Genomic DNA, 22,071 nt, shown 5'->3' on the forward strand with positions numbered 1-22,071 from the left:
CTTGGCGCAGGATCAGTCCTTGGGGCCGATCATCTGTTCCGGGCGAACCACGGCGTCAAACGTCGCCTCGTCCACAAAACCCAGTGCAATCGCTTCTTCTTTCAGCGTGGTGCCGTTCTTGTGGGCGGTCTTGGCGACCTTGGTGGCGTTGTCGTAACCGATGGTGGGCGCCAGTGCGGTGACCAGCATCAGGCTTTCCTTCATCAGCTTGTCGATGCGCGGCTCGTTGGCTTGGATGCCGTTCAGCATCCGCTCGGTAAAGCTGTCTGCGGCATCACCCAAAAGCTGGATCGACTGAAGCAGGTTGTAGGACATCATCGGGTTGTAGACGTTCAGCTCAAAATGACCCTGCGAGCCTGCAAATTTGATTGCAGCGTCATTGCCCATCACGTGGGCGGCCACCTGGGTCAGCGCCTCTGCCTGGGTCGGGTTCACCTTGCCCGGCATGATCGACGAGCCCGGTTCGTTTTCCGGCAGGATCAGCTCACCCAGACCAGAGCGGGGGCCAGAGCCGAGGAAGCGGATGTCGTTGGCGATCTTGTAGCAGCTGCCCGCGATGGTCGCGAGCGCGCCAGACAGGAACACCATCGCATCATGCGCGGCCAGCGCCTCGAACTTGTTGGGTGCGGTGACAAAGGGCAGGCCGGTGATCTCGGCCATGTTGGCGGCCACGGTTTCGCCCCAGCCCTTCTGGGTATTCAGGCCAGTGCCGACAGCGGTGCCGCCCTGTGCCAGCTCATAGATGCCGGGCATCGCCGCCTCGACCCGCGCCAGACCCTGACGGATCTGATGGGCGTAGCCGCCGAATTCCTGGCCGAGCGTCAGCGGGGTCGCGTCCTGCGTGTGGGTGCGGCCGATCTTGATGATGTCCTTGAACTCTTCCGCCTTGGCTTCCAGCCCCTCGGCCAGCTTGGTCAGGCCCGGCACCAGCACGTCGCGCACGGACATCGCGGTGGCGATATGCATGGCGGTCGGGAAGGTGTCGTTGGACGACTGGCCCATGTTGCAGTGATCGTTCGGGTGCACCGGATCCTTGGAGCCGATGACACCACCGAGGATCTCGATGGCGCGGTTGGCGATCACCTCGTTGGAGTTCATGTTGGACTGGGTGCCGGAACCCGTCTGCCACACGACCAGCGGGAAGTTGTCATCAAACTTGCCCGCAACCACCTCGCTTGCTGCCTGAATGACCGCATCGGCGATCTTGGCGTCCAGCTTGCCCGACGCCTTGTTGGCCATGGCGCAGGCCTGCTTGATCACGCCAAGCGCGCGCACGATGGCCACCGGCTGTTTTTCCCAGCCGATCGGGAAATTCATGATCGAACGTTGGGTCTGGGCACCCCAGTATTTGTCTGCGGGAACTTCAAGCGGGCCGAAGCTGTCGGTTTCGGTGCGGGTTGCGGACATGTCTGTCTCTCCGTCTGATACTATAACCAGTGACTGAATGTATGCGTCGGTATGCCGTCTAACCGTTGCGGGCTGCGGTGGCAATTGCGCAGTTGCGCGCAGCATAGTCATTCCGGCTGGCGGGTACAGGCCCAATAGGCCATGACCCATTGCACAGCGCCAAAAGAAGCTTAGATTACCCAACATCGAGCCACTCAATTCCGGACCGTCACGAGGACATGCCCTTGAGCCTATTGCGATCTCTGAAAATGCCGCAGATTTCTGCACCGCTGCGCCGCAGTCTTGGTGGCTTTGCTGCGGTGCTGGCGCTGGTTGCAGTGCAGGCCGGCTCGCTTTGTGCCGCAGAGGTGGAGCCATTCTTTGGCCAATACCGTGGCTCGCTTGTGGTGCCAAAGGCGGACGGCACCCGCGAGCGGCGCGATGCGGCCGTGAAGATCGGGCCGGTCGAGGATAATGAGGATGGGTTCTACGTGCAGTGGACCACCACTTCGATCAAACCTGACGGGCGTCGCAAGGCCAAATCCTATGCCATCGAGTTCACGCCAACAGGGCGCGATGACATTTTCGCCGCAGCGATGAAGCGCAACGTGTTTGGCCATACCGTGCAGCTCGACCCGATGAAGGGCGAACCCTATGTCTGGGGACGGATCGTGGGCGATACTTTGACGGTGTTTTCGATGTTTGTCGGCCCGAATGGCGACTATGAAATCCAGCAGTATGACCGGACGCTGGCGGATGGTGGCCTGGAGCTGGTTTATTCGTCCCACCGCAACGGCTTCCCGTTGAAGCGTTTGAAAACCTTCCTGGAGCGGCAGTAGGTCAGCAGATAAACCATTTTTTTACAAATGGTTCTGATCTGATTCTCATGTGGTTCCTCTTGGATGCGAACGGTGTGCCAATGCGCCGTACCCGCCCGTTTATGGCCAGCCACTATCGCTCTTGGTCGCTCATGGCCCGCAAAAAAACGCCCCACCTATCTGGCAGGGCGTTTGATGGAATTACAGCTGATCGGCTTACTTGCGGAAGCTGTCGAGAGAGACAACATCTGCCTCTTTCTTTTCTGCAGCCTCTTCCTGCACCTCGATCTCGATGTCATCATCCAGCCCGTCTTCGGCAACATCGTCCATGTCGTCATCATCGGGCGATTCAAAGCGCAGGCCAAATTCGACCGATGGATCAACAAAGGTCTTGATCGCGTCGTAAGGGATATAAAGAGGCTCGGGCGCGTCGCCAAAGTTCAGCGTGATGGCAAACCCGTCTTCGCCCACATTCAGGTTGTCGAACCAATGCTGCATCACAACAGTCATTTCGCCGGGATAGCGATCAGACAACCAATCCGCCAATTCGGCGTCCGGGTGGGATGTGTCAAAGGTGATGAAGAAATGGTGGTTGCCGGGCAGACCATCCTTGGCCACGCCCTCCAGAACCGAGCGGATCAGCCCACGCATGGCTGAATGCATCAGATTTCCATAGTCAATTTCGCGGGACATTCCGATACCCTTGTTCGATTTGCTTCAGAATACGGATTTCTGGGGGAAACTAAAGAGCCGCTCCGCAAGCTTTCGTAAATTATTTGGGGCGTTTGCGTCGCAGGCTGGCGGTGTTTAAACGATGTGCGACACCGCAACGCCAAGGGTGGCCATGACCGGCAGGATAAGGCTCAGCCGCCCGCGGCAGATCACCCAAACGGCAGGCGCAATCAGCACGAGCATCAGCGCCGCAACATCGAGGCTGGCGATTTGCGGATGGGGCAGGGCCAGCCATGCGCTCTCACTCGCTGTGATCTCGCGGAAAATCACATGCATCAGAAACCATGCAGACAGGTTGAGGATCACCCCGACCACCGCAGCGGTGATGGCTCTGAGCGCGGCACCAAGGCGTGGATGGTTGGTGATCCGTTCGACATGTGGGGCGGCGGCAAAGATCCACAGAAAACATGGCACGAAGGTCGCCCAAAGGGCCACAAGACCGGCCGCAAGTGCCATCCAGACACCGGCCGCCAGCCCACCGGCCAGCATGGCAACAAACTGCGTGACCAGAATCAGCGGACCCGGGGTTGTTTCGGCAAGGCCAAGCGCATCAATCATCTGGCCTGTGTCGATCCAGCCGAAATCGTCGACAACAGTTTGGGACATATAGGCGAGAACGGCATAGGCTCCGCCAAAGGTGACCACTGCCAGTTTGGCAAAGAACCAGCCGATATCGGCAAGAATCTGTGGCCCGGCAATGCTGAGCGCGGCCAGCGGCATCAGCCATAGCGCACCCCACAGCACGATCGGGCGCAATGTGATGGCGGGGTCTTTCATGGGCGCGGTCTTTGCCGCGGCCTGTTCCACTGGGGCACTGCCGTACAGAGCAATGGCGCCAATCAGACCGGCGGTCAGAACCACCAATGGAAATGGCAGGCCAAAGACGAACAGCGCCGCAAACCCAAGCCCCGCAAGCGCCAGATCAAATGGGCCCTTCAGGGCCTTCTTCCGCAGTCGGATGAGGGCCTGGAAAACGATCACGACAACAGCGGCCTTGATGCCCAGAAATCCATCCTGAACAACAGGTTGCGCTCCATAGCTGACATATAGGAATACCAGCGCTGCAATCACCGCTGCACCGGGAAGGACAAACAGCAGCCCGCCAATCAATCCGCCGGGAACGCCGCGCAGACGCCAGCCTGCGTAGGTTGCAAGCTGCATCGCCTCAGGGCCCGGCAGCATCATGCAAAACGACAGGGCGCGCAGGAACTGGTCTTCGCTCAGCCAGGGGCGGTCTTCCACCAGTTCCTTGTGCATCAACGCAATTTGCGCCGCAGGCCCGCCAAAGGACAGAACACCGATCCGGCCAAAGACCTGAAAGAGCTCTCTCAATGACGGATGGGTCGTCGCCTCTGCGTTGGAGCGTGGAGAAGGGGAATGCTGTGTCATGGCAAAATCATGGAGCTACCTGCGTTCGTCACAGCCATAACATCCGCACAGCCCAGAACCAGCGGGAAAGCGACCGAATCTGAGAAAAGACCGTTTGCCTCAGGTGCGTTGCGCAGGTGTTTGGGCGCGCTCGTCGTCGGGGGTGCTGCCGGATTTGCCTGCATCGCTTGCCCAGATCAGCCGCTCACCTGTCATGCAGATCGGCAGGCATTCCGGTGGCAACTGGCCCAGTTGCTCCAGCATGGTCACATAATCAAAGTTCGACAGAAAATCGCGGATCTGACCATCTTTGAATTCAACAACCAACACGCCGAAATAGTCCAGCGGCCCTGCGCCGCCAAACCCGGTCCCGGTGACATGGATGCGCACGCAGCTCAGGTTGCCATCGTCAAGCCCATGTGTCTTTTCCAGTTCCAGCCCGGTCAGGCGGGCCTTCAGTGTCATGACGATTTCGGCATAGTCCTCGGCTGCGGTGACAGCGCCATGCAGCGGGCCTTTCATATTCAGATCAGGATGAAACATCGGCTCGATCAGCTCAGTGCGACCATTGATCCAGACGTCATGGAACCAGGTGTAAAGGCGTTCGTGGTTTTTCATGCAACCTTGACCGATGTGCTAGAACGTTCACGGAAAACTGAACCACAGAGTTTACGAAAAATTCAACGTAAAATTTGCGCTGAACTGCGGAATGTCGCAGGTCGCGGTTGGGACGTATCTGGATCCGTCAACTGACCCCAATGAAGCGACGGCAGCGTTTCATGCGAGGGGGTGCAGAATTTGGCCTTTGGCGCAGGGGATATGCCCGGTCACGTCGAATGGCCGCCAGAATTCATGGTTGGAGAGGGGAAGTGCAGGTTTCTGTTGCCAGGTACCTGCGAACCCCGCCTAACGCGGCTAGGCGCTAGGGCTTAAAGTCGGTTCGACTCGGACTGCTTACGCAGCCAGAGCAACCGGAGCACGATTGTCGTTTGCAATTGTACTGTTTTCGCCGGTAACGGTGGCAGACAGCCGAGACAAAGCTAACCCCTTTAGACGTTCGTCGATCCTATTTCGGCCCCCAGAACCTGAAAATACCCCCAAACGAAGGATACCCCAGTGGTGTTATGGTGGAGCCGCCGGGTACCGCCCCCGGGTCCGATCCGCTTATTACGAGCGCGTTTATGTCCATAGTCCCGAAGGACAGCTCTTATATAGGCGGCAAACTGCAGCTTGCAAAGGGGGGCAGAGGGAAATCCTGCAGGAAATTCTGTTGCTTTCCTGCGCATTATGGTGCCCGCAATCAATGTGTCCTGACCCTAGCGTTTGGCGCGCGCGGCAAAGACATCCGCAGCCAGTTTGCGGGTTTCGTCTTCCAGCGCGCTCAGCCCCTGAACCGCATCAGGCCCATCGCCCGCTTCGATTGCATCAGCGATCCGCGTGTGCAGCGCCAGGATGATCTGCCGGTCACGGGCGGTAAAGGTGATCATGTTCATCAGCGGCTGCATCGCTTCAACCGCGCCTGCAAGCTGATAGGACAGAACCGGATTGCCCGCCCCGTCGACCAGCGCCCTGTGGAAGGCAACATCAGACGCGCAGAATGCCTCATCCGTCAGACCGGGCTGGCCCTGGCGAAAGATCTCTGCGCGCATGGTTGCCAGCTGGTCGGCGCTGCGGCGGGTGGCCGAGAGGGGCGCACAGGCCCGCTCCAGCGCATAGCGCGCTTCGCAGGCCGTGTCGAAACTCACGGCATTCATGCTGAGCAGCAGGGTAGAGGTGGTGATCTGCTGGGAATAGGCGTCCTCGTAATTCAGACGGTTCACAAAGGCACCGCCCGTCGCCCCCCGCTGGGTCCGGATCAGCGACTGCGCAGCAAGCCGTTTCAACGCCTCGCGCACGGTGGGGCGCGAAACCTGAAACTGTTCGGACAACTCTGCCTCGGACGGCAGACGTTCATCCACGATCAGATCCCCGGCCACAATGGCATCGCGAATGGCCTGCGCAATCTGCGCCGACAGGTCGGCTGCGCTGTTGGGGTCAAGTTTCATTTCGGGGCTCCGGCTGCAAGAAATCATTTGTCAGACATTTAAAAGTCTGACATTTGATTCATAGGGGTTGAGTCGCAAGATTGGCAAGCAACTCCTGCACTCGACGCATGAACGCAACCCATCCGAGCAAGGGGCGCCCGCAATGAAAGCAGTCCTGACCCAAAAGATCCGCATGATGCAGGGCTGGCATTGGCTGGGCCTTTTTGCCGTGATCCTGGGGGCCTGGATCGTGCTGTATTTGATGGCGGTGCCTGCGGATCTGCGCGAGGCGGGCCAGATCTATGGCGCTGATTTCTGGCGGGATCTGTGCACGATGACCCCGGATGCGGCGGGCTATCTGCGGATGGTTCTGATGTGGTCCTTGATGTCGGCTGCAATGATGGCGCCGACCGCACTGCCAGCTTTCGCGACCTATGATGACCTCAGCCACGCCGCGCCGGATACCCGGTTTGGTGATCTGGTTGGTGGGTATCTTCTTGTGTGGGGTGGGTTTTCCATCGTCGCGGCCGCGCTGCAGATGCTGTTGTTTCAACTGGGGCTGATTTCTGCGTTTGGCGACAGCCTCTCTGCGGGGCTCAGCGCGGCACTGCTGCTGATTGCGGGGCTTTATCAGTTTTCCAGCGCCAAGGAGGCCTGCCTCAGCAAATGCCGCCGTCCGCTGGTCTTTTTCATGCAGCACTGGGACGAGGGGGCCTTTCGCAATGGTGTGCGGCTGGGGTTGGTATGTCTTGGGTGTTGCTGGGCGCTGATGCTGCTGGCCTTTGTTGGCGGTGTCATGAACGTCGCTTTCATGGGGCTCGCAACCCTCATCATGGTTTTTGAAAAACTGCCCGATCTGGGCCGGTACCTGACACGACCTCTGGGCGTGCTGCTTCTGGGCTGGTCCGCGTGGATCGGGCTCACACTTTTCTGAGATTACTAAGGGAGAGAAAAAATGGCTTTGGATGCTGCGGTCGGGACGGTTCCCTGGACCATCAAGGGGGAGCTGATCCTCAATTGTAACTGTACTGTCTTCTGCCCCTGTGTGGTGTCGCTGGGTCAGCACCCGCCGACCGAGGGCCACTGTCAGGCCTGGGCCGGTGTGCGCATCGACGAGGGGCAATATGGGGACGAAGATCTGTCAGGTCTGAACGTCGGCCTGTTCCTGGAAATTCCGGGCAACATGGGGCGCGGCAACTGGAAAGCGGCGGCGTTCATTGATGATCGTGCCTCTGACGCAGCCTATGACGGCCTGGTCAACATCTTCTCCGGGGCCGCACGCGGCACCACGGGTCTGTTCTCGCTCTTGGTGAGCGAGTTCCTCGGCGCAGAGCGGGCACCGGTTGTCTTTGAAACCGAAGGCAAGGAACGCCGTCTCATGGTCGGCAAAAAGATCCAGGGCGCGGTTGTTCCGGTTGAGGGCAAGGATGGCAAGGACATTGTCGTCACCAATACCGAATACTGGATGGGCCCCGACATCACCGTTGCCAAGGCAACCAAGGGCCGCGTGCGCGCCTTTGGTCGTGTCTGGGATTTTGAAAACCGTTCAGCTGAAATCTGCCAGATCGACTGGCACGGTCCACGCTGATCTTGGGGCAGGCGGCGGGTGGGACCGCCGCCGTATCGCCCCGGTTGCGCCTGGTAGGGAGGAATTGCCATGGCCTTGATCGCACCATCCCGCCGTCTGCGTCGCACACCGTTCTCGGACGGGGTCGAGGCCGCAGGCGTCAAAGGATACACCGTCTACAACCGGATGCTGCTGCCCACCGTCTTTGAAAGCGTCGAAGCAGATTATCACCATCTCAAGCGTCACGTTCAGGTCTGGGATGTCTCTTGCGAGCGCCAGGTCGAGCTGCGTGGCCCGGATGCGGCCCGTCTGATGCAGATGCTGACACCGCGCGATCTGCGCGGCATGACGGCGGGCCAGTGTTTCTATGTCCCCATTGTCGATGAAACCGGGGGAATGCTGAATGATCCTGTGGCGGTCAAACTGTCAGAGGACCGCTGGTGGATCTCGATTGCAGACAGCGACCTGCTGCTCTGGGTCAAGGGGATCGCAAATGGCTGGCGGCTGGATGTTCTGGTGGATGAGCCGGATGTGTCACCTCTGGCAATTCAAGGTCCAAAAGCAGACGAGCTGATGGCGCGCCTGTTCGGTGAGGACATTCGATCCCTGCGGTTCTTTCGCTTTGGCCTCTACCAGTTCGAGGGCCGCGACCTGGTGATCGCGCGCTCTGGTTACTCCAAACAGGGCGGCTACGAGATCTACCTGGAGGGCAGCGACCTGGGTATGCCCTTGTGGAACCGGCTTTTTGAACTGGGCGCAGATCTTGAGGTGCGGGCAGGCTGCCCCAATCTCATTGAGCGGATCGAAGGTGGCTTGCTGAGCTACGGCAACGACATGACCGACGACAACACCCCGCATGAATGCGGTCTGGGCAAGTTCTGCAACACCCACACCGCAATCGGCTGCATTGGGCGCGATGCGCTGTTGCGTGTCGCCAAGGAAGGCCCGGTTCAGCAGATCCGCCCCATCGCGATCAAAGGCGATGCCGTGGGGCCCTGTGACCGGCTGTGGCCTGTCTTCGCAAACGGGCGCAAGGTGGGGCATGTGTCCTCAGCGGCGTGGTCGCCCGATTTCAACACCAACGTGGCCATTGGCATGGTCCGCATGACGCACTGGGACGCGGGCACCGCGCTGGAGGTGGAAACACCGGACGGCATGCGCGCCGCGACAGTGCAGGAAAAATTCTGGATTTAAGGGAGAGACGACATGTTCAATGCATTGGTCGTGAACAAGGATGAAGAAAGCGGCAAGACCTCTGCCGCGGTGGAACAGATCAGCCTCGATCAGCTGCCCGACGGCGAGGTGACGGTGGCGGTGGACTATTCCACCGTGAACTACAAGGACGGGCTGTGCATCGGGCCGGGCGGTGGTCTGGTGCGCAAATATCCCCACGTGCCCGGCATCGATTTTGCCGGCACGGTAGAGACGTCCTCTGATGAGCGTTACAAGCCGGGCGACAAGGTTGTCCTGACCGGCTGGCGCGTCGGCGAAGCTCATTGGGGCGGCTATTCCCAAAAGGCCAACGTGCGCGCCGACTGGCTGGTGCCGCTGCCCGAGGGGCTTGATACCCGTCAGGCAATGGCGGTGGGTACGGCCGGTTTCACGGCAATGCTGGCCGTGATGGCACTGGAAGATCACGGGCTGGTTCCGGGGCACGGTCCGGTTCTGGTAACGGGGGCTGCGGGGGGCGTGGGCTCGGTTGCGACCGCCATCTTGGCCAACCTCGGCTATGAGGTTGCGGCCGTCACCGGCCGACCGGAAACAGCCGACTATCTGAAATCCCTCGGCGCGACCCAGATCGTCGCCCGGGAAGAGATCAACGAGACGGTCAAACGCCCGCTGGAAAGCGAAACCTGGGCAGGCTGCATTGATGCGGTGGGCGGCGATATGCTCGCGCGGGTTCTCGGCCAGATGAAATATGGCGCCTCGGTTTCTGCGGTCGGTCTGGCCGGTGGTGCCGGCCTGCCAGCCACGGTCATTCCCTTCCTGCTGCGAGGGGTGAACCTCCTTGGGATCGACAGCGTGATGCAGCCCTATGACAATCGCCTGCGGGCCTGGCAGCGCATTGCCAAGGATCTGCCGATGGACAAGCTGGAGGCGATGGTCCAGCCCGCAACCCTGTCGGATCTGCCACAACTGGGCAAGGACATCCTGAAAGGCCAGGTCAAGGGCCGCGTTGTGGTCGACGTGAACGCCTGAGCCATCAGGGCGATGTGACAGTCTTGAAAATGCGCGCAGGTTTTGCGCGCATTTTCTGTTTCAACAGGGTCAGTTTTATCTGCTAGCGCGCTGAAAAGCCACAAACAACGCGGGGCGTCCGGATCGGTTCCAGAAAAAATTTCACTTCGGCGGGAACCTGCGCAGCTTTCACTTGTTGGGTTTGTGGACGTTCACAATAACAAGACTGGAACGCGTATGACTGATGAAACGAACAATCAGGGCATCCCGACCCCGGACGGAAGCGCTGATGTAATCGAGACCGACTATGAAATCGGTCAGGACAACCTTGAGGGCTCGGTTGGGCCCATCGGGTTCGACATCCACAATCCTGTATTCATGATCTCCGGCATCGCCGTGATGATGTTTGTATTCTACGCATTGGTGCTGCCAGAGCAGGCTGATGCGTTGTTTGGCTGGCTGCGCGGCACCGTGACCAGCAGTTTCGACTGGTTCTTCCTCAGCGCTGGCAACATCTTTGTGTTGTTCTGCTTTGCGCTTATCGTGACGCCCTGGGGCAGTGTGCGCCTTGGCGGGGACGAGGCCGAACCCGACTACAACTACCTGGGCTGGTTTGCGATGCTGTTTGCGGCAGGCATGGGCATCGGGCTGATGTTTTACGGCGTCAGCGAACCGATGAGCCACTATTCGACTGCGATGGGTGGCATCAGCGTTGGTGAGGATGGCGTCAGAACCGATTGGGCGCCGCTTGGCGCAGCTGCTGGCGATCAGGCAGAGGCGGTGCGCCTTGGCATGGCGGCGACGATCTATCACTGGGGCCTGCACCCTTGGGCGATCTATGCAATCGTGGCGCTGTCCCTTGCGCTGTTTTCCTACAACAAGGGCCTGCCGCTGACCATTCGCTCGGCCTTTTACCCAATCTTCGGCGAACGTGTCTGGGGCTGGACCGGCCATGTCATCGACATCGTGGCGGTGTTTGCGACCCTCTTTGGTCTGGCGACCTCTCTTGGGTTTGGCGCGACACAGGCCAATGCGGGTCTGAACGAATTGTTCGGCGTACCACTCGGCTCGACAACCGAGGTGGTCCTGATCTCGGCCATCACCGCTGTTGCTTTGGTTTCGGTTGTCCGGGGCCTTGATGGCGGGGTGAAGGTGCTGAGCGAGCTGAACATGGGGCTTGCCTTTCTGCTGTTGCTGTTCGTGCTCATTGTTGGGCCGACGCTGCTGATCCTCAGCGGATTTGTCGACAGCCTGGTCGCCTATGTGCAGTATCTGCCGGCCCTTTCCATGCCTTTCGGCCGCGAAGACGTGAACTTCAGCCAGGGCTGGACCGCGTTCTACTGGGCGTGGTGGATCAGCTGGTCGCCGTTTGTGGGTATGTTCATCGCCCGTGTCAGCCGTGGCCGCACCGTCCGTGAGTTCGTGGTCTGCGTTCTGCTGATCCCCAGCCTGGTCTGTGTTCTGTGGATGAGCGTCTTTGGCGGCACCGCGATCCATCAGGTGATCGCAGACGGCTACACCGGTGCGCAGGATGCCGCGCTTGAGCTGAAACTGTTCAAGATGCTGGGCGAGCTGCCCCTGGCGTCCTTGACCTCCTTTGTCGGGATCGTCCTGGTGGTTGTGTTCTTTGTCACCTCATCGGACTCCGGCTCGCTGGTGATCGACACGATCACCGCCGGGGGCAAGGTCGATGCACCGATGCCCCAGCGGGTGTTTTGGTGCGTGTTCGAAGGGGCCGTTGCGATCGTGCTACTTTTGGGTGGCGGTCTGGCCGCCTTGCAGGCGATGGTGATTTCAACCGGACTGTTGTTCACCATTGTACTGCTCTTGATGTGTTGGGCCATCGCGCGCGGCCTGCAGGGAGAGCGCGACCAGATGCGCTGAACCTGCCAGCCATTTTGAAAGCCAACGCCTCGCACCAAACGGTGCGGGGCGTTTTTGTCTGATCAGGGTGGCCCGGCGTTGGATCGGGCCAAACATCACCTCAGTCCTTGACCTGCATGGGGAAGGGCTGCACTGATTTTCTCAGCAAAATGAATGGAGTGATCATGGCCCTCGATATCGACTTTGTCCGCAGTCAGTTCCCGGCATTCAGCGCCGACAGCCTTCGGGGCCAGGCCTTCTTTGAAAACGCGGGGGGCTCTTACACCTGCCAGCCTGTGATCGACCGGCTCAATCGCTACTATGTCGAACGCAAGGTCCAGCCCTATGCGCCCTATGCCGCCTCGCAACTAGCGGGCGCCGAAATGGACGAGGCGCGCAGCCGCCTTGCCGCGATTATGGGGATTGCCACCGAAGAGCTGAGCTTTGGCCCCTCCACAACCCAGAACACCTATGTTCTGGCGCAGGCGTTTCGTCAGTTCATGAAACCGGGTGAGGCGATCATCGTTACCAATCAGGACCACGAAGCCAACACCGGCCCCTGGCGTCGCCTGGCGGACGAGGGGATCGAGATCCGCGAATGGGCGATCAACCCGCAGACCGGTCATCTGGACACCGCCGATCTTGAGACCCTTCTGGATGAAAACGTCCGCCTCGTCTGTTTTCCGCATTGCTCCAACGTGGTGGGAGAGCTGAACCCGGTCACGGAAATCACCGCGCTGGCCCATGCTGCCGGGGCCTTTGTCTGTGTGGATGGAGTTTCATATGCGCCCCACGGCCTGCCCAACGTTGGAGAGCTGGGTCCGGATATCTATCTGTTCTCAGCCTACAAGACCTATGGACCGCATCAGGGCATCATGGTGATCCGGCGCGAATTGGGCGCGCTGTTGCCCAATCAGGCGCATTACTTCAACGCCGACGTTCTCTACAAACGCTTTACCCCAGCCGGACCCGACCACGCGCAGATTGCTGCAAGTGCAGGCATGGCTGATTACATCTCGGCGCTGGCACATCATCACGGCGGGCCAGAGACCGAAGGCGCAGAGCAGGGCGCCTTTGTTCATGATCTCATGCGCGCCCATGAGGTCACGCTGCTGCAACCGCTTCTGGATATGGTGAAGGACCGCAACGATGTGCGCCTTCTTGGTCCATCGGATGCGCAGAGGCGCGCGCCAACCGTTGCGCTCTCGCTCAACCGCGCAGGGGCAGAGGTCGCAGCCGAGCTGTCACAGCACGGCATCATGGCAGGCGGCGGAGATTTCTACGCGGTACGTGCGCTCAAGGCGATGGGTGTGGATACGGACAAAGGTGTGCTGCGGTTGAGTTTCACACATTATACCTCTGAAAAGGAGGTGACACAGTTGATGGAGGCCCTAGATCGCGTGTTGTAAACACATGTGAACAAGGGACCTTGACCGCTCCATGACTGATGGAATTCCGGCAAATGCGCCGGTGATCTGGTGGATCAGGCGCGATTTGCGCCTGTCCGACAACGCAGCCCTGACCGCCGCCGTCGACAGCGGCGCGCCGGTGCTGCCGGTGTTCATCTTTGACAGCCAGGATGAAGATCTCGGCGCGGCCCCGCGCTTTCGTCTGGGGCTCGGGCTTGAACACCTTGCGCAGCGGCTGGAGAGGCGGGGCAGTCGGCTGATCCTGCGGCGCGGCGCGGCGCTTCAGGTGTTGCAGGATCTGCTGAAAGAGACGGGCGCGCAGGCCGTTCACTGGACCCGCGCCTATGATCCGGCCAGCCGGGCGCGCGACACGTTGATTAAAGAAACCTTAAAATCCCAAGGTGTTGCAGCGCATTCCTACAGTGGAAATCTCCTGTTTGAACCCTGGACGGTGGAAACCAAGACGGGGGGGATGTACCGTGTCTATACCCCGTTCTGGCGCGCGGTGCGGGGCCGTGATGTGCCGGGTCTCTTGGCGGCACCCGGGACAATCCCCGCGCCAGAGCAGTGGCCAAACTCCGACCAGCTGGACACATGGAAACTGGCCGCTGCCATGCGCCGGGGCGCGCCTGTGCTGGCGGCCCATTGCCGGGTCGGGGAAGAGGCGGCGCAGGATCGGCTGGATGAATTTATCGAAACCGGCATCGCCCGCTATCAGGATCTGCGCGATCTGCCCGCCGTGGATGGCACATCTGGTCTGTCAGAAAATCTCGCCTGGGGAGAGATCAGCCCGCAACGCATGTGGCACCGAGGGGCAGAGGCAATGGCGCAGGGCGCTGCGGGGGCGGAAACCTTCCTCAAGGAGGTGGTCTGGCGCGAGTTTGCCTATCACCTCATGTTCCACACCCCGCATATCCTGACCAAGAGCTGGCGCGAGGAATGGCAGTCCTTTGCGTGGTCAGAGAACGAAGACACCCCAGAGGTACTGGCCTGGAAACAGGGGCGCACTGGCTACCGCTTTGTCGACGCCGCGATGCGAGAGCTGTATGTGACCGGCAAGATGCACAACCGGGCTCGCATGATCGTTGCGAGCTTTCTGACCAAACATATGCTCACCCATTGGCGGATCGGCCAGAAGTGGTTTGAGCACTGCCTTGTGGATTGGGATCCGGCCTCCAATGCGATGGGCTGGCAGTGGGTGGCGGGCTCCGGGCCGGACGCCGCGCCTTTTTTTCGGGTTTTCAACCCGGATGGCCAATTGGACAAATTCGACCCCAAGGGGCGCTATCAGGCGCAATGGATCGCCGAAGGAAACCCAAACCCGCCAGACACGGCGCGCGCCTTTTTCGCGGCGTGCCCCAAATCCTGGCAGCTCTCTGCGGATATGGCCCGCCCCCGGCCCATCCTTGATCTTAAGGCCGGGCGCGAGCGCGCGCTGGAGGCTTATCAAAACCGCGACAAAGGGTAGGGCGGCCAGCCCGACCCCATCGGCGTTTCCGACAGATCCCTTGCCAGAAACGCCTGATTTGGCCTAGCCTTTTTCAAATCTTGTCATTTGAAGGGAAAGGGGGGTCGCGCCACATGCTGCTCACAACGACCGAAGGACAGAGCAACCTGCCGCGCTATTTCGCGGCCATCTTTGAACGGCTGCAGGCGCTGGAGGTGGGGCAGCTGGACATCAAGCTTTCGGATGGGCGGGTGTTTCGGGTTGTGGGGCGCGAACCCGGACCTGCGGCAGATCTGATCATTCACAACGATGACAGCTTTACCCGGCTTATCCGCGAGGGGGATCTGGGGTTCTCGGATGCTTATCTCGAAGGGTGGTGGAGCACATCGGATCTGCAGGATTTCATGGATCTGGTGCATCTGGGCTATGAACCGGTCTATGACGGCTTTCCGGGCAGCGCCCTGATCCGGGCCTATGAACAGTTCCGTTTCTGGCTGCAGCGCAATCACCGCACCCAGGCGCGGGCAAACATTTCCTATCACTATGACCTTGGGAATGATTTCTACGCGCTCTGGCTTGACGACACGATGACCTATTCCAGCGCAATCTTTGAAACCGGCCAGGAAAGTCTGGAGGCAGCCCAAACCGCTAAATACGCCTCAATGGTGGATCAGATGGGCGTCAAACCCGGTGATCACGTGCTGGAGGTCGGCTGTGGCTGGGGCGGTTTTGCGGAATATGCAGCGCGCGAACGCGGCTTGCGGGTGACGGGGCTGACCATCAGCGAAGAACAGTTGAAGTTCGCGCGCGAGCGCATTGAAAAGGCAGGCCTTTCAGGTCAGGTAGAGCTGCGGATGCAGGACTATCGCGACTGCAAGGGAGAGTTCGACGGCATTGCCTCGATCGAGATGTTCGAGGCGGTCGGGGAAAAATACTGGCCTGCCTATTTCAAGATGATCCGCGACCGGCTGCGCCCCGGTGCACGCGCAACCCTGCAGATCATCACCGTCGGGGACCACCGCTGGGAGGTCTATAAACGCGGCGTTGATTTCATTCAGAAACACATCTTTCCCGGCGGTATGCTGCCTGCGCCAAAGATCCTGCGCGAACAGGTGGAAAACGCGGGGCTGCAGATCGTCAAATCGCTGGAATTCGGTGACAGCTATGACCAGACGCTGCGGCGGTGGCACCACACGTTCAACGACCGTTGGGACGAAGTTGCCGCTATGGGCTTTGACGATCGCTTTAGAAAAATGTGGAACTTCTATCTAACCTCTTGCGCCTCGGCCTTTCGGGCGGGCACTTGTGATGTGACGCAGGTCACGATCTCTCACCGCTGATACGGAAGCCGACACAATGCCCACTGCCGCCCGTTTGATCGCCGCTATCTCTATGGCCCTGGTTGCGATTGTTGCCTCCTACCTCATCATGCCTCTGCTGCCAGAGAAAACCGATTTTGGCTACTTTGTTCCGCTCAATGCAGGGCTTGGTTTGCTGGTCGGTTGGATCTGGGTTGGCCGCAAAACCGGCCACGGATTGGTGAACGCGATCAACAATGGCCTGACTGGCGTGGCTTTGCTGGTCCTTTGGGGTCTGTTCCTGCAAGGCGCGTGGGAAATGTTCCGCCTTGCCATGCGAAACCGATACGATGGTCCTTTTGAGGCGCTTTCAGCGATTTTTGTGATCGCTCTGGATTTCTTTTTTGTCATGGCGGTGCCACATGTGTGGCTGGCGCTTGTGATTGGCGGCGTGTTCTCGGCTTTGCTGACCGAAAACGCCGCAAGACGCTGGCGTTGAGGGCTTGAACTCCAACGGGACTGCGATTTTGGTTGATCTTTTTGTCTATGGCACGCTGCGCCATGTGCCTCTTTTGGAACTGATCCTGGGCCGCACCGGTCCGGACCTTGACGTGCGCGAGGCCCATCTGCCCGGACATGGCGCCTTTGCTGTTGTGGATCAGCCATTTCCGGCCATCGAGGAACGAGAGGGTCACAGGGCGCCGGGACTGCTGCTGCGGGGGCTGAGCCAGGACGACATGGATGCGCTCAACTTCTACGAAGGTGGTTTTGATTACACGCTGCGCCGGATGGACGTGACGCTGCAGGATGGCACGGTTCGCCCGGCGGATGTCTACTTTCCCGAACCGGGGCTTTGGCCCACGGGCGATGTCTGGGATCTGGCGCAGTGGCAAGACAAATGGGGCGCCCTGTCGCTGCGCGCCGCCGAAGAGGTCATGGCCTATCGTGGACGGCTGACCGCCGCCGAGGTCGCCGAGCGGTTCCGCCCGATCCGTATCCGGGCCGCGGCCTGGCTTGCTGCGCAGGACCGTCCGGCTGATCCAGGCCACGACCTGAGCCGTGATGTCGTGGTCCATGCCCATAAACGCGCCTATGTGAATTTCTTCGCGATGGAAGAGATGGATCTGCAATTCCGTCGCTACGATGGCAGCCTCAGCCCGGTGGTCAACCGTGGGGCGGCGCTGGTGGGGCAGGCCTCTGTCGTTCTGCCCTATGATCCGCGCCGCGATGCTGTTTTGCTGATCGAACAATTCCGCGCGGCGACCTATATCGCGGGCTGTCGCACCCCTTGGATGTGGGAGCCGGTTGCGGGGCTGATTGATCCGGGCGAAACCGCAGAGCAGGCCGCCCACCGCGAGGCGCAGGAGGAGGCAGGCCTGTCTCTCACGTCGCTGGAGACGGTCACACGGGCCTATCCGTCAAGCGGAGCATCGGGCGAATTCCTGCATATCTTCGTGGGGATCTGCGATCTGGACACCGTCGGAGAGGGCGGTGGCCTTGATAGCGAAAACGAGGACATTCGCAGCCAGATCCTGAGTTTTGACGCTCTGATGGAGGGCATCGACGCCCAGATCTATCAGGACATGCCACTGGTCACGGCGGCGCTCTGGCTTGCCCGTCACCGCGACCGCCTGCGCCGCGCGCAGACCATGTAACACGAGCTGCAAGCCGGACTGACGGCTTGTGGTCCAACTGCCCCTTGGCTACACCTCAAGGGAATGATCGAAAGGGATACCATGCGCATTGCACATGATCTGGCCGATGCGATCGGCCACACGCCTCTGATCCGTCTGAACCGCGTCAGCGATGAAACCGGGTGCGAGATTCTGGGAAAAGCCGAGTTCATGAACCCCGGCCAATCGGTCAAGGACCGTGCCGCGCTCTACATCATCAAGGATGCCATCGCCCGCGGTGATCTGAAACCCGGCGGAACCATCGTTGAGGGCACGGCAGGCAACACCGGGATCGGCCTTGCGCTGGTGGGTGCCTCCATGGGCTTCAAGACCGTGATCGTGATCCCCGAAACCCAGTCCGAAGAAAAAAAGGACATGCTGCGTCTGGCCGGGGCACAGCTGGTGCAGGTGCCTGCGGCGCCCTATCGCAACCCCAACAACTTTGTGCGCTATTCGGAACGTCTGGCAAAGGAACTGGCCAAGACCGAACCCAACGGCGCGATCTGGGCCAACCAGTTTGACAACGTGGCGAACCGTCAGGCCCACGTCGAAACCACCGGTCCCGAGATCTGGGAGCAGACCGACGGCAAGGTTGACGGCTTTGTCTGTGCGGTTGGCTCTGGCGGCACCTTGGCGGGTGTGGCCGAGGCGCTCCAGCCCAAGGGTGTAAAGATTGGTCTGGCAGATCCGATGGGGGCTGCGCTTTATTCCTACTACACCACGGGCGAGCTCGCCTCTGAAGGTGGCTCCATCGCCGAGGGCATCGGTCAGGTGCGCATCACCAAGAATCTTGACGGATTTAAGCCTGATTTTGCCTATCAGGTGGCCGACGAGGATGCGCTGCCCTATGTGTTTGATCTGCTGCATGAAGAAGGTCTGGTGCTGGGCGGCTCCTCTGCGATCAACATCGCAGGTGCGGTGCGCATGGCAAAGGATCTTGGGCCGGGCAAAACGATCGTGACGGTGCTGTGTGACTATGGCACCCGCTATCAGTCCAAGCTCTTCAACCCGGACTTCCTGCGCGAGAAAAATCTGCCGGTGCCTGATTGGATGACCCATACACCGGCTTCAATTCCCGGTGTATTCGAGGACGTATGACACCTTTAAAAAATCTGTTTTTCAATATGATGGCGGGGCTGATCCTGGTGATTGGCCTCGCTTTCCCACTCTCGGCCCAGACCTCTGAACAGGCGCGCAGCTACTACGATAGCTGGTTGCGGACCGCAGAACGGGCCGAGGATGTCATCGACACCAGCCGCGCCTCAAACATCGCGCTGGAACAGCTGCGCAAGGATCTGACCGACTACCGGCAGACCTTCCAGACCAAGCGCAGTGAAAACGGTGATCGCATTCAGACATTGCAGGGCCAGCTTGATGCCCTCGGACCGGCCCCCGCCGAAGGCGAGAGCGAGCCGGAAGATATCGCGCTCCTGCGCGAGGCTCTGACCAAACAGCTCAACCAGCTGCGCGTGCCCCGCATCGTCGCCGAAGAGGCCTACAGCCGCGCCGACGGCCTGATCAACGAAATCGACAAGATCGTTCGCGACCGGCTGACCAGACGGCTGCTGGAGCGCGGGCCATCCCCGCTGAACCCCGAACACTGGCAGCAGGCGCTGCGCGACATGGGGGTGGCGATCCGGTCGATCGGCAATGAAACCGTGTCACAGCTGCGCAATGATACGACGGGGGAGCGCATTCGTGGCGATCTCGTCGGTATCCTGGCGCTGCTGATCCTCGCCGTGCTGCTGATCCTGCGGGGGCGCCCCTGGGCCCATCGGGCCGGTGATTTCCTGCGTGGCTACGGGGCAAAGGGCACTGGGGTCTGGACCTTTGTGGTCTCGCTCCTTCAGGTGTTCTTGCCGCTGGTTGGCATCATCATCCTTGCCGCTGCCATTGATCTGTCGGGCATTCTGGGCGTGCGGGGCAGTATCTTCCTCGACGCGATGCCCGCCTGGGCCTTTATCATCCTGTCCTTCCACTGGATGGGCGAGCGGCTTTATGCGGCGCGCATTGAAAACGACCTGTTCCCGATCGACGATCGTTACCAGTCGGAAACCCGGTTCCTGATCTGGGCGATGGCGGTGGTTCTTGTCGTGCAGGACGCCTTGGCAACGCTGGAGAGCATCCAGAACATCACCGAGAGCAGCATCGCAGTCTTCAGCTTCCCGCTGATCGTCGCCGCAGCGCTGATCCTGCTGCGGCTGAACCGCATCGGCAGCAAGCAACGACAGGCGCAAGAGGCCCAGAGCGAAGAGGGCGACGAGAGCGCCATTGCAGCCGGCGCCAACCGGGTGATTTCGGTGATCCGGCGGGCCACCTATCTCCTTGGCTTTGCGGCACCGGTGCTTGCGGCTCTGGGGTATATGAACGCGGCCGAGGCGCTGATTTACCCGGCCATGCTGACGCTGGCTGTGCTGGCCGGGCTGTTCGTGTTGCAGCGGTTCTTCTCTGACCTCTACGGGTTTGTCACCGGCAAGGGAGCGGCGGCAAATGACACGCTGTTCAGCGCCCTGATCGGTTTTGCGCTGGCGCTTTTGGCGTTGCCGGTACTGGCGCTCATCTGGGGCGCGCGGGTTGCGGACCTGACAGAGCTGTGGTCGAACTTCCTCAAGGGGTTTCAGATCGGGGATACCAATATCTCTCCGACGGCCTTCATCACCTTTGTTGCGGTTTTTGCCATCGGCTATGCCGTCACACGCATGGTACAGGGCAGCCTGCGCAATACGCTCCTGCCCAAGACACGCATCGACCTTGGCGGCCAGAATGCCATCGTGTCGGGGATGGGCTATGTGGGGATCTTCCTCGCAGCGCTGATCGCCATTTCGATGGCCGGGCTTGATCTGTCATCGCTCGCCATTGTCGCTGGTGCGCTGTCGGTTGGCATCGGTTTTGGTCTGCAGACCATCGTGTCGAACTTTGTCTCCGGCATCATCCTGCTGGTGGAACGTCCGGTGTCCAAGGGCGACTGGATCGAAGTCGGGGGGCTCATGGGCTATGTGCGCGATATCTCCGTCCGCTCCACCCGGATCGAGACCTTTGACCGCACCGACGTGATTGTGCCGAACTCGGACCTGATTACCGGAACCGTCACGAACTACACCCGTGGCAACACCGTGGGCCGGGTGATCGTACCGGTTGGGGTTGCCTATGGCACAGACCCCCGCAAGGTCGAGGCGATTTTGATCGAGGTCGCAAAGTCCCATCCGATGGTGCTGATGAACCCGGCACCTTCGGTGGTGTTCCAGGGCTTTGGCGCCGATAGCCTTGATTTCGAAATCCGCGCCATCCTGCGTGATGTGAACTGGGTTCTGTCGGTGAAATCCGACATGAACTATGACATCGCCCGCCGCTTTGAAGAGGCGGGGATCGAGATCCCGTTTGCACAACGCGACATCTGGATCCGCAACCCCGAAACGCTTGCTCAGGCCGCAGGCCAGGCGTCAGCTGCCGGGCAGGGCGCATCCAGCGGCAAATCCGGCTCCGCATGGTCCGGTGGCAGCTCGAAACCGCCAAAGCCGGATCTGGACGATCTGACACAGCGCGATGACAGCGACAGCACGACAAAAGACGACGGAGACGACGGTGATGACTGATCCCCTGTTCCAACAAGATGCCTACCTGCGCACAGCCGCAGGTCAGGTCATCTCTCACACCGAAGAAGGCGGGCTGGTTCTGAACCAGTCCGTCTTTTATCCAACTGGGGGTGGTCAACCCGGCGACACCGGCGCGCTGAGCTGGGGTGGCGGTCATCTGAACATCATCAACACGGTCAAGGGCGAGGCAGGTGCGATTGTCCTGATCCCCGAGCCAGACGCAGCCTTGCCACCTGTGGGCGCTGACGTCAGCCAGAGCCTCGACTGGGACCGTCGCATGGGCCACATGCGCATCCACACAGCATTGCATCTGTTGTCCGTTGTCCTGCCGCTGCCAGTCTCTGGCGGTGCAATCGGGGCCGAGAAGGGCCGGCTGGATTTCAACATGCCAGAGGCGCCCGAAGACAAGCAGGCGCTCGAAGATGCGCTCAATGCGCTGATTGCCCGCGATCTGGAGGTAACAGAGCGCTGGATCACCGACGCAGAGCTGGATGCCCAGCCCGATCTGGTGAAAACCATGTCGGTTTCACCACCCCGTGGCAGTGGCCGCATCCGCCTTGTTCGCATCGGAACCCAATCCGATCAGATCGACCTGCAACCCTGCGGGGGAACCCACGTCAACCGGACCGGCGAAATCGGGGCTATCCGCCTTGGAAAGGTTGAAAAAAAGGGGAAACAGAACCGTCGCGTCTACATCCATTTGGTCGCGTAACAA

General features: G+C 60.2%; 19 protein-coding genes and 1 other RNA gene. 14 read left to right on the forward strand and 6 right to left on the reverse strand.

Features of this window, described 5'->3' with window-relative positions; genetic code table 11:
* Positions 1-12: 12 nt before the first annotated feature.
* The gene (fumC, locus tag KUV39_RS02300; protein WP_008558880.1) at positions 13-1,407 is read right to left on the reverse strand and encodes a class II fumarate hydratase; all 1,395 of its coding nucleotides are present in this window, start codon (positions 1,405-1,407) and stop codon (positions 13-15) included.
* A gap of 248 nt (positions 1,408-1,655) precedes the next feature.
* Between fumC and KUV39_RS02305 the strand changes: the two genes are divergently transcribed.
* Positions 1,656-2,225, forward strand: a complete 570-nt coding sequence (locus KUV39_RS02305) for a hypothetical protein (RefSeq protein WP_110732311.1) — start codon at positions 1,656-1,658, stop codon at positions 2,223-2,225.
* A 195-nt stretch (positions 2,226-2,420) separates the two neighbouring features.
* Here KUV39_RS02305 and KUV39_RS02310 read toward each other — a convergent pair whose 3' ends face one another.
* The 5 genes from KUV39_RS02310 to KUV39_RS02330 all read right to left on the reverse strand — a co-directional run bounded on the left by KUV39_RS02310 (position 2,421) and on the right by KUV39_RS02330 (position 6,349).
* Positions 2,421-2,897, reverse strand: coding sequence for an SspB family protein (locus tag KUV39_RS02310; protein ID WP_046210167.1), 477 nt, complete (start codon positions 2,895-2,897; stop codon positions 2,421-2,423).
* A gap of 114 nt (positions 2,898-3,011) precedes the next feature.
* Positions 3,012-4,325, reverse strand: a complete 1,314-nt coding sequence (chrA, locus tag KUV39_RS02315) for a chromate efflux transporter (protein WP_222458817.1) — start codon at positions 4,323-4,325, stop codon at positions 3,012-3,014.
* A 99-nt stretch (positions 4,326-4,424) separates the two neighbouring features.
* Complete coding sequence (locus tag KUV39_RS02320; RefSeq protein ID WP_222458818.1) at positions 4,425-4,922, reverse strand: nuclear transport factor 2 family protein; 498 nt, start codon at positions 4,920-4,922, stop codon at positions 4,425-4,427.
* A gap of 250 nt (positions 4,923-5,172) precedes the next feature.
* Positions 5,173-5,545: a transfer-messenger RNA gene (ssrA, locus tag KUV39_RS02325) on the reverse strand.
* Positions 5,546-5,620: 75 nt separating this feature from the next.
* Complete coding sequence (locus KUV39_RS02330) at positions 5,621-6,349, reverse strand: FadR/GntR family transcriptional regulator (RefSeq protein WP_008561332.1); 729 nt, start codon at positions 6,347-6,349, stop codon at positions 5,621-5,623.
* 142 nt (positions 6,350-6,491) lie between these two features.
* Here KUV39_RS02330 and KUV39_RS02335 point away from each other — a divergent pair, with 142 nt between their 5' ends.
* From KUV39_RS02335 to KUV39_RS02395, 13 genes are all read left to right on the forward strand, one after another.
* Complete coding sequence (locus KUV39_RS02335; RefSeq protein WP_244998194.1) at positions 6,492-7,262, forward strand: DUF2182 domain-containing protein; 771 nt, start codon at positions 6,492-6,494, stop codon at positions 7,260-7,262.
* Between the two features lie 21 nt (positions 7,263-7,283).
* Positions 7,284-7,916, forward strand: a complete 633-nt coding sequence (locus tag KUV39_RS02340) for a DUF1326 domain-containing protein (RefSeq protein ID WP_008559879.1) — start codon at positions 7,284-7,286, stop codon at positions 7,914-7,916.
* A 69-nt stretch (positions 7,917-7,985) separates the two neighbouring features.
* Positions 7,986-9,089, forward strand: a complete 1,104-nt coding sequence (locus KUV39_RS02345; RefSeq protein WP_222458819.1) for a dimethylsulfoniopropionate demethylase — start codon at positions 7,986-7,988, stop codon at positions 9,087-9,089.
* 12 nt (positions 9,090-9,101) lie between these two features.
* Positions 9,102-10,094: an acryloyl-CoA reductase gene (acuI, locus tag KUV39_RS02350; protein WP_046210171.1), complete on the forward strand. Its 993-nt coding sequence runs from the start codon at positions 9,102-9,104 to the stop codon at positions 10,092-10,094.
* A gap of 216 nt (positions 10,095-10,310) precedes the next feature.
* A complete protein-coding gene (locus KUV39_RS02355) occupies positions 10,311-11,957 on the forward strand; it encodes a BCCT family transporter (protein WP_222458820.1) in 1,647 nt (548 codons plus the stop codon).
* Positions 11,958-12,121: 164 nt separating this feature from the next.
* A complete protein-coding gene (locus tag KUV39_RS02360; RefSeq protein ID WP_222458821.1) occupies positions 12,122-13,345 on the forward strand; it encodes an aminotransferase class V-fold PLP-dependent enzyme in 1,224 nt (407 codons plus the stop codon).
* Between the two features lie 31 nt (positions 13,346-13,376).
* Positions 13,377-14,813, forward strand: a complete 1,437-nt coding sequence (locus KUV39_RS02365; protein ID WP_244998195.1) for a cryptochrome/photolyase family protein — start codon at positions 13,377-13,379, stop codon at positions 14,811-14,813.
* Between the two features lie 113 nt (positions 14,814-14,926).
* Positions 14,927-16,132, forward strand: coding sequence for an SAM-dependent methyltransferase (locus KUV39_RS02370; RefSeq protein WP_222458822.1), 1,206 nt, complete (start codon positions 14,927-14,929; stop codon positions 16,130-16,132).
* A 16-nt stretch (positions 16,133-16,148) separates the two neighbouring features.
* A complete protein-coding gene (locus KUV39_RS02375) occupies positions 16,149-16,589 on the forward strand; it encodes a TrgA family protein (protein ID WP_222458823.1) in 441 nt (146 codons plus the stop codon).
* A 28-nt stretch (positions 16,590-16,617) separates the two neighbouring features.
* Positions 16,618-17,745: an NUDIX domain-containing protein gene (locus KUV39_RS02380; RefSeq protein WP_222458824.1), complete on the forward strand. Its 1,128-nt coding sequence runs from the start codon at positions 16,618-16,620 to the stop codon at positions 17,743-17,745.
* 81 nt (positions 17,746-17,826) lie between these two features.
* Positions 17,827-18,861 (forward strand): cysteine synthase A, encoded by a 1,035-nt coding sequence (locus KUV39_RS02385; RefSeq protein WP_008561129.1) that lies wholly within the window; start codon positions 17,827-17,829, stop codon positions 18,859-18,861.
* Positions 18,858-21,356 (forward strand): DUF3772 domain-containing protein, encoded by a 2,499-nt coding sequence (locus KUV39_RS02390; protein ID WP_244998196.1) that lies wholly within the window; start codon positions 18,858-18,860, stop codon positions 21,354-21,356. Before KUV39_RS02385 ends, KUV39_RS02390 begins: the two co-directional genes overlap by 4 nt.
* Entirely contained in the window at positions 21,349-22,068 is a 720-nt protein-coding gene (locus KUV39_RS02395; RefSeq protein ID WP_222458825.1) for an alanyl-tRNA editing protein, read from the forward strand. Before KUV39_RS02390 ends, KUV39_RS02395 begins: the two co-directional genes overlap by 8 nt.
* The last annotated feature ends 3 nt before the right edge of the window (positions 22,069-22,071 follow it).

Source organism: Phaeobacter italicus (assembly GCF_019801785.1).
In the GTDB taxonomy this organism is placed as follows: domain Bacteria; phylum Pseudomonadota; class Alphaproteobacteria; order Rhodobacterales; family Rhodobacteraceae; genus Phaeobacter; species Phaeobacter italicus.

Coding starts and splice junctions, on each gene's coding strand:
- fumC (WP_008558880.1), bottom strand. CDS start 1,407: ATGTCCGCAACCCGCACCGAAACCGACAGCTTCGGCCCGCTTGAAGTT.
- KUV39_RS02305 (WP_110732311.1), top strand. CDS start 1,656: ATGCCGCAGATTTCTGCACCGCTGCGCCGCAGTCTTGGTGGCTTTGCT.
- KUV39_RS02310 (WP_046210167.1), bottom strand. CDS start 2,897: ATGTCCCGCGAAATTGACTATGGAAATCTGATGCATTCAGCCATGCGT.
- chrA (WP_222458817.1), bottom strand. CDS start 4,325: ATGACACAGCATTCCCCTTCTCCACGCTCCAACGCAGAGGCGACGACC.
- KUV39_RS02320 (WP_222458818.1), bottom strand. CDS start 4,922: ATGAAAAACCACGAACGCCTTTACACCTGGTTCCATGACGTCTGGATC.
- KUV39_RS02330 (WP_008561332.1), bottom strand. CDS start 6,349: ATGAAACTTGACCCCAACAGCGCAGCCGACCTGTCGGCGCAGATTGCG.
- KUV39_RS02335 (WP_244998194.1), top strand. CDS start 6,492: ATGAAAGCAGTCCTGACCCAAAAGATCCGCATGATGCAGGGCTGGCAT.
- KUV39_RS02340 (WP_008559879.1), top strand. CDS start 7,284: ATGGCTTTGGATGCTGCGGTCGGGACGGTTCCCTGGACCATCAAGGGG.
- KUV39_RS02345 (WP_222458819.1), top strand. CDS start 7,986: ATGGCCTTGATCGCACCATCCCGCCGTCTGCGTCGCACACCGTTCTCG.
- acuI (WP_046210171.1), top strand. CDS start 9,102: ATGTTCAATGCATTGGTCGTGAACAAGGATGAAGAAAGCGGCAAGACC.
- KUV39_RS02355 (WP_222458820.1), top strand. CDS start 10,311: ATGACTGATGAAACGAACAATCAGGGCATCCCGACCCCGGACGGAAGC.
- KUV39_RS02360 (WP_222458821.1), top strand. CDS start 12,122: ATGGCCCTCGATATCGACTTTGTCCGCAGTCAGTTCCCGGCATTCAGC.
- KUV39_RS02365 (WP_244998195.1), top strand. CDS start 13,377: ATGACTGATGGAATTCCGGCAAATGCGCCGGTGATCTGGTGGATCAGG.
- KUV39_RS02370 (WP_222458822.1), top strand. CDS start 14,927: ATGCTGCTCACAACGACCGAAGGACAGAGCAACCTGCCGCGCTATTTC.
- KUV39_RS02375 (WP_222458823.1), top strand. CDS start 16,149: ATGCCCACTGCCGCCCGTTTGATCGCCGCTATCTCTATGGCCCTGGTT.
- KUV39_RS02385 (WP_008561129.1), top strand. CDS start 17,827: ATGCGCATTGCACATGATCTGGCCGATGCGATCGGCCACACGCCTCTG.
- KUV39_RS02390 (WP_244998196.1), top strand. CDS start 18,858: ATGACACCTTTAAAAAATCTGTTTTTCAATATGATGGCGGGGCTGATC.
- KUV39_RS02395 (WP_222458825.1), top strand. CDS start 21,349: ATGACTGATCCCCTGTTCCAACAAGATGCCTACCTGCGCACAGCCGCA.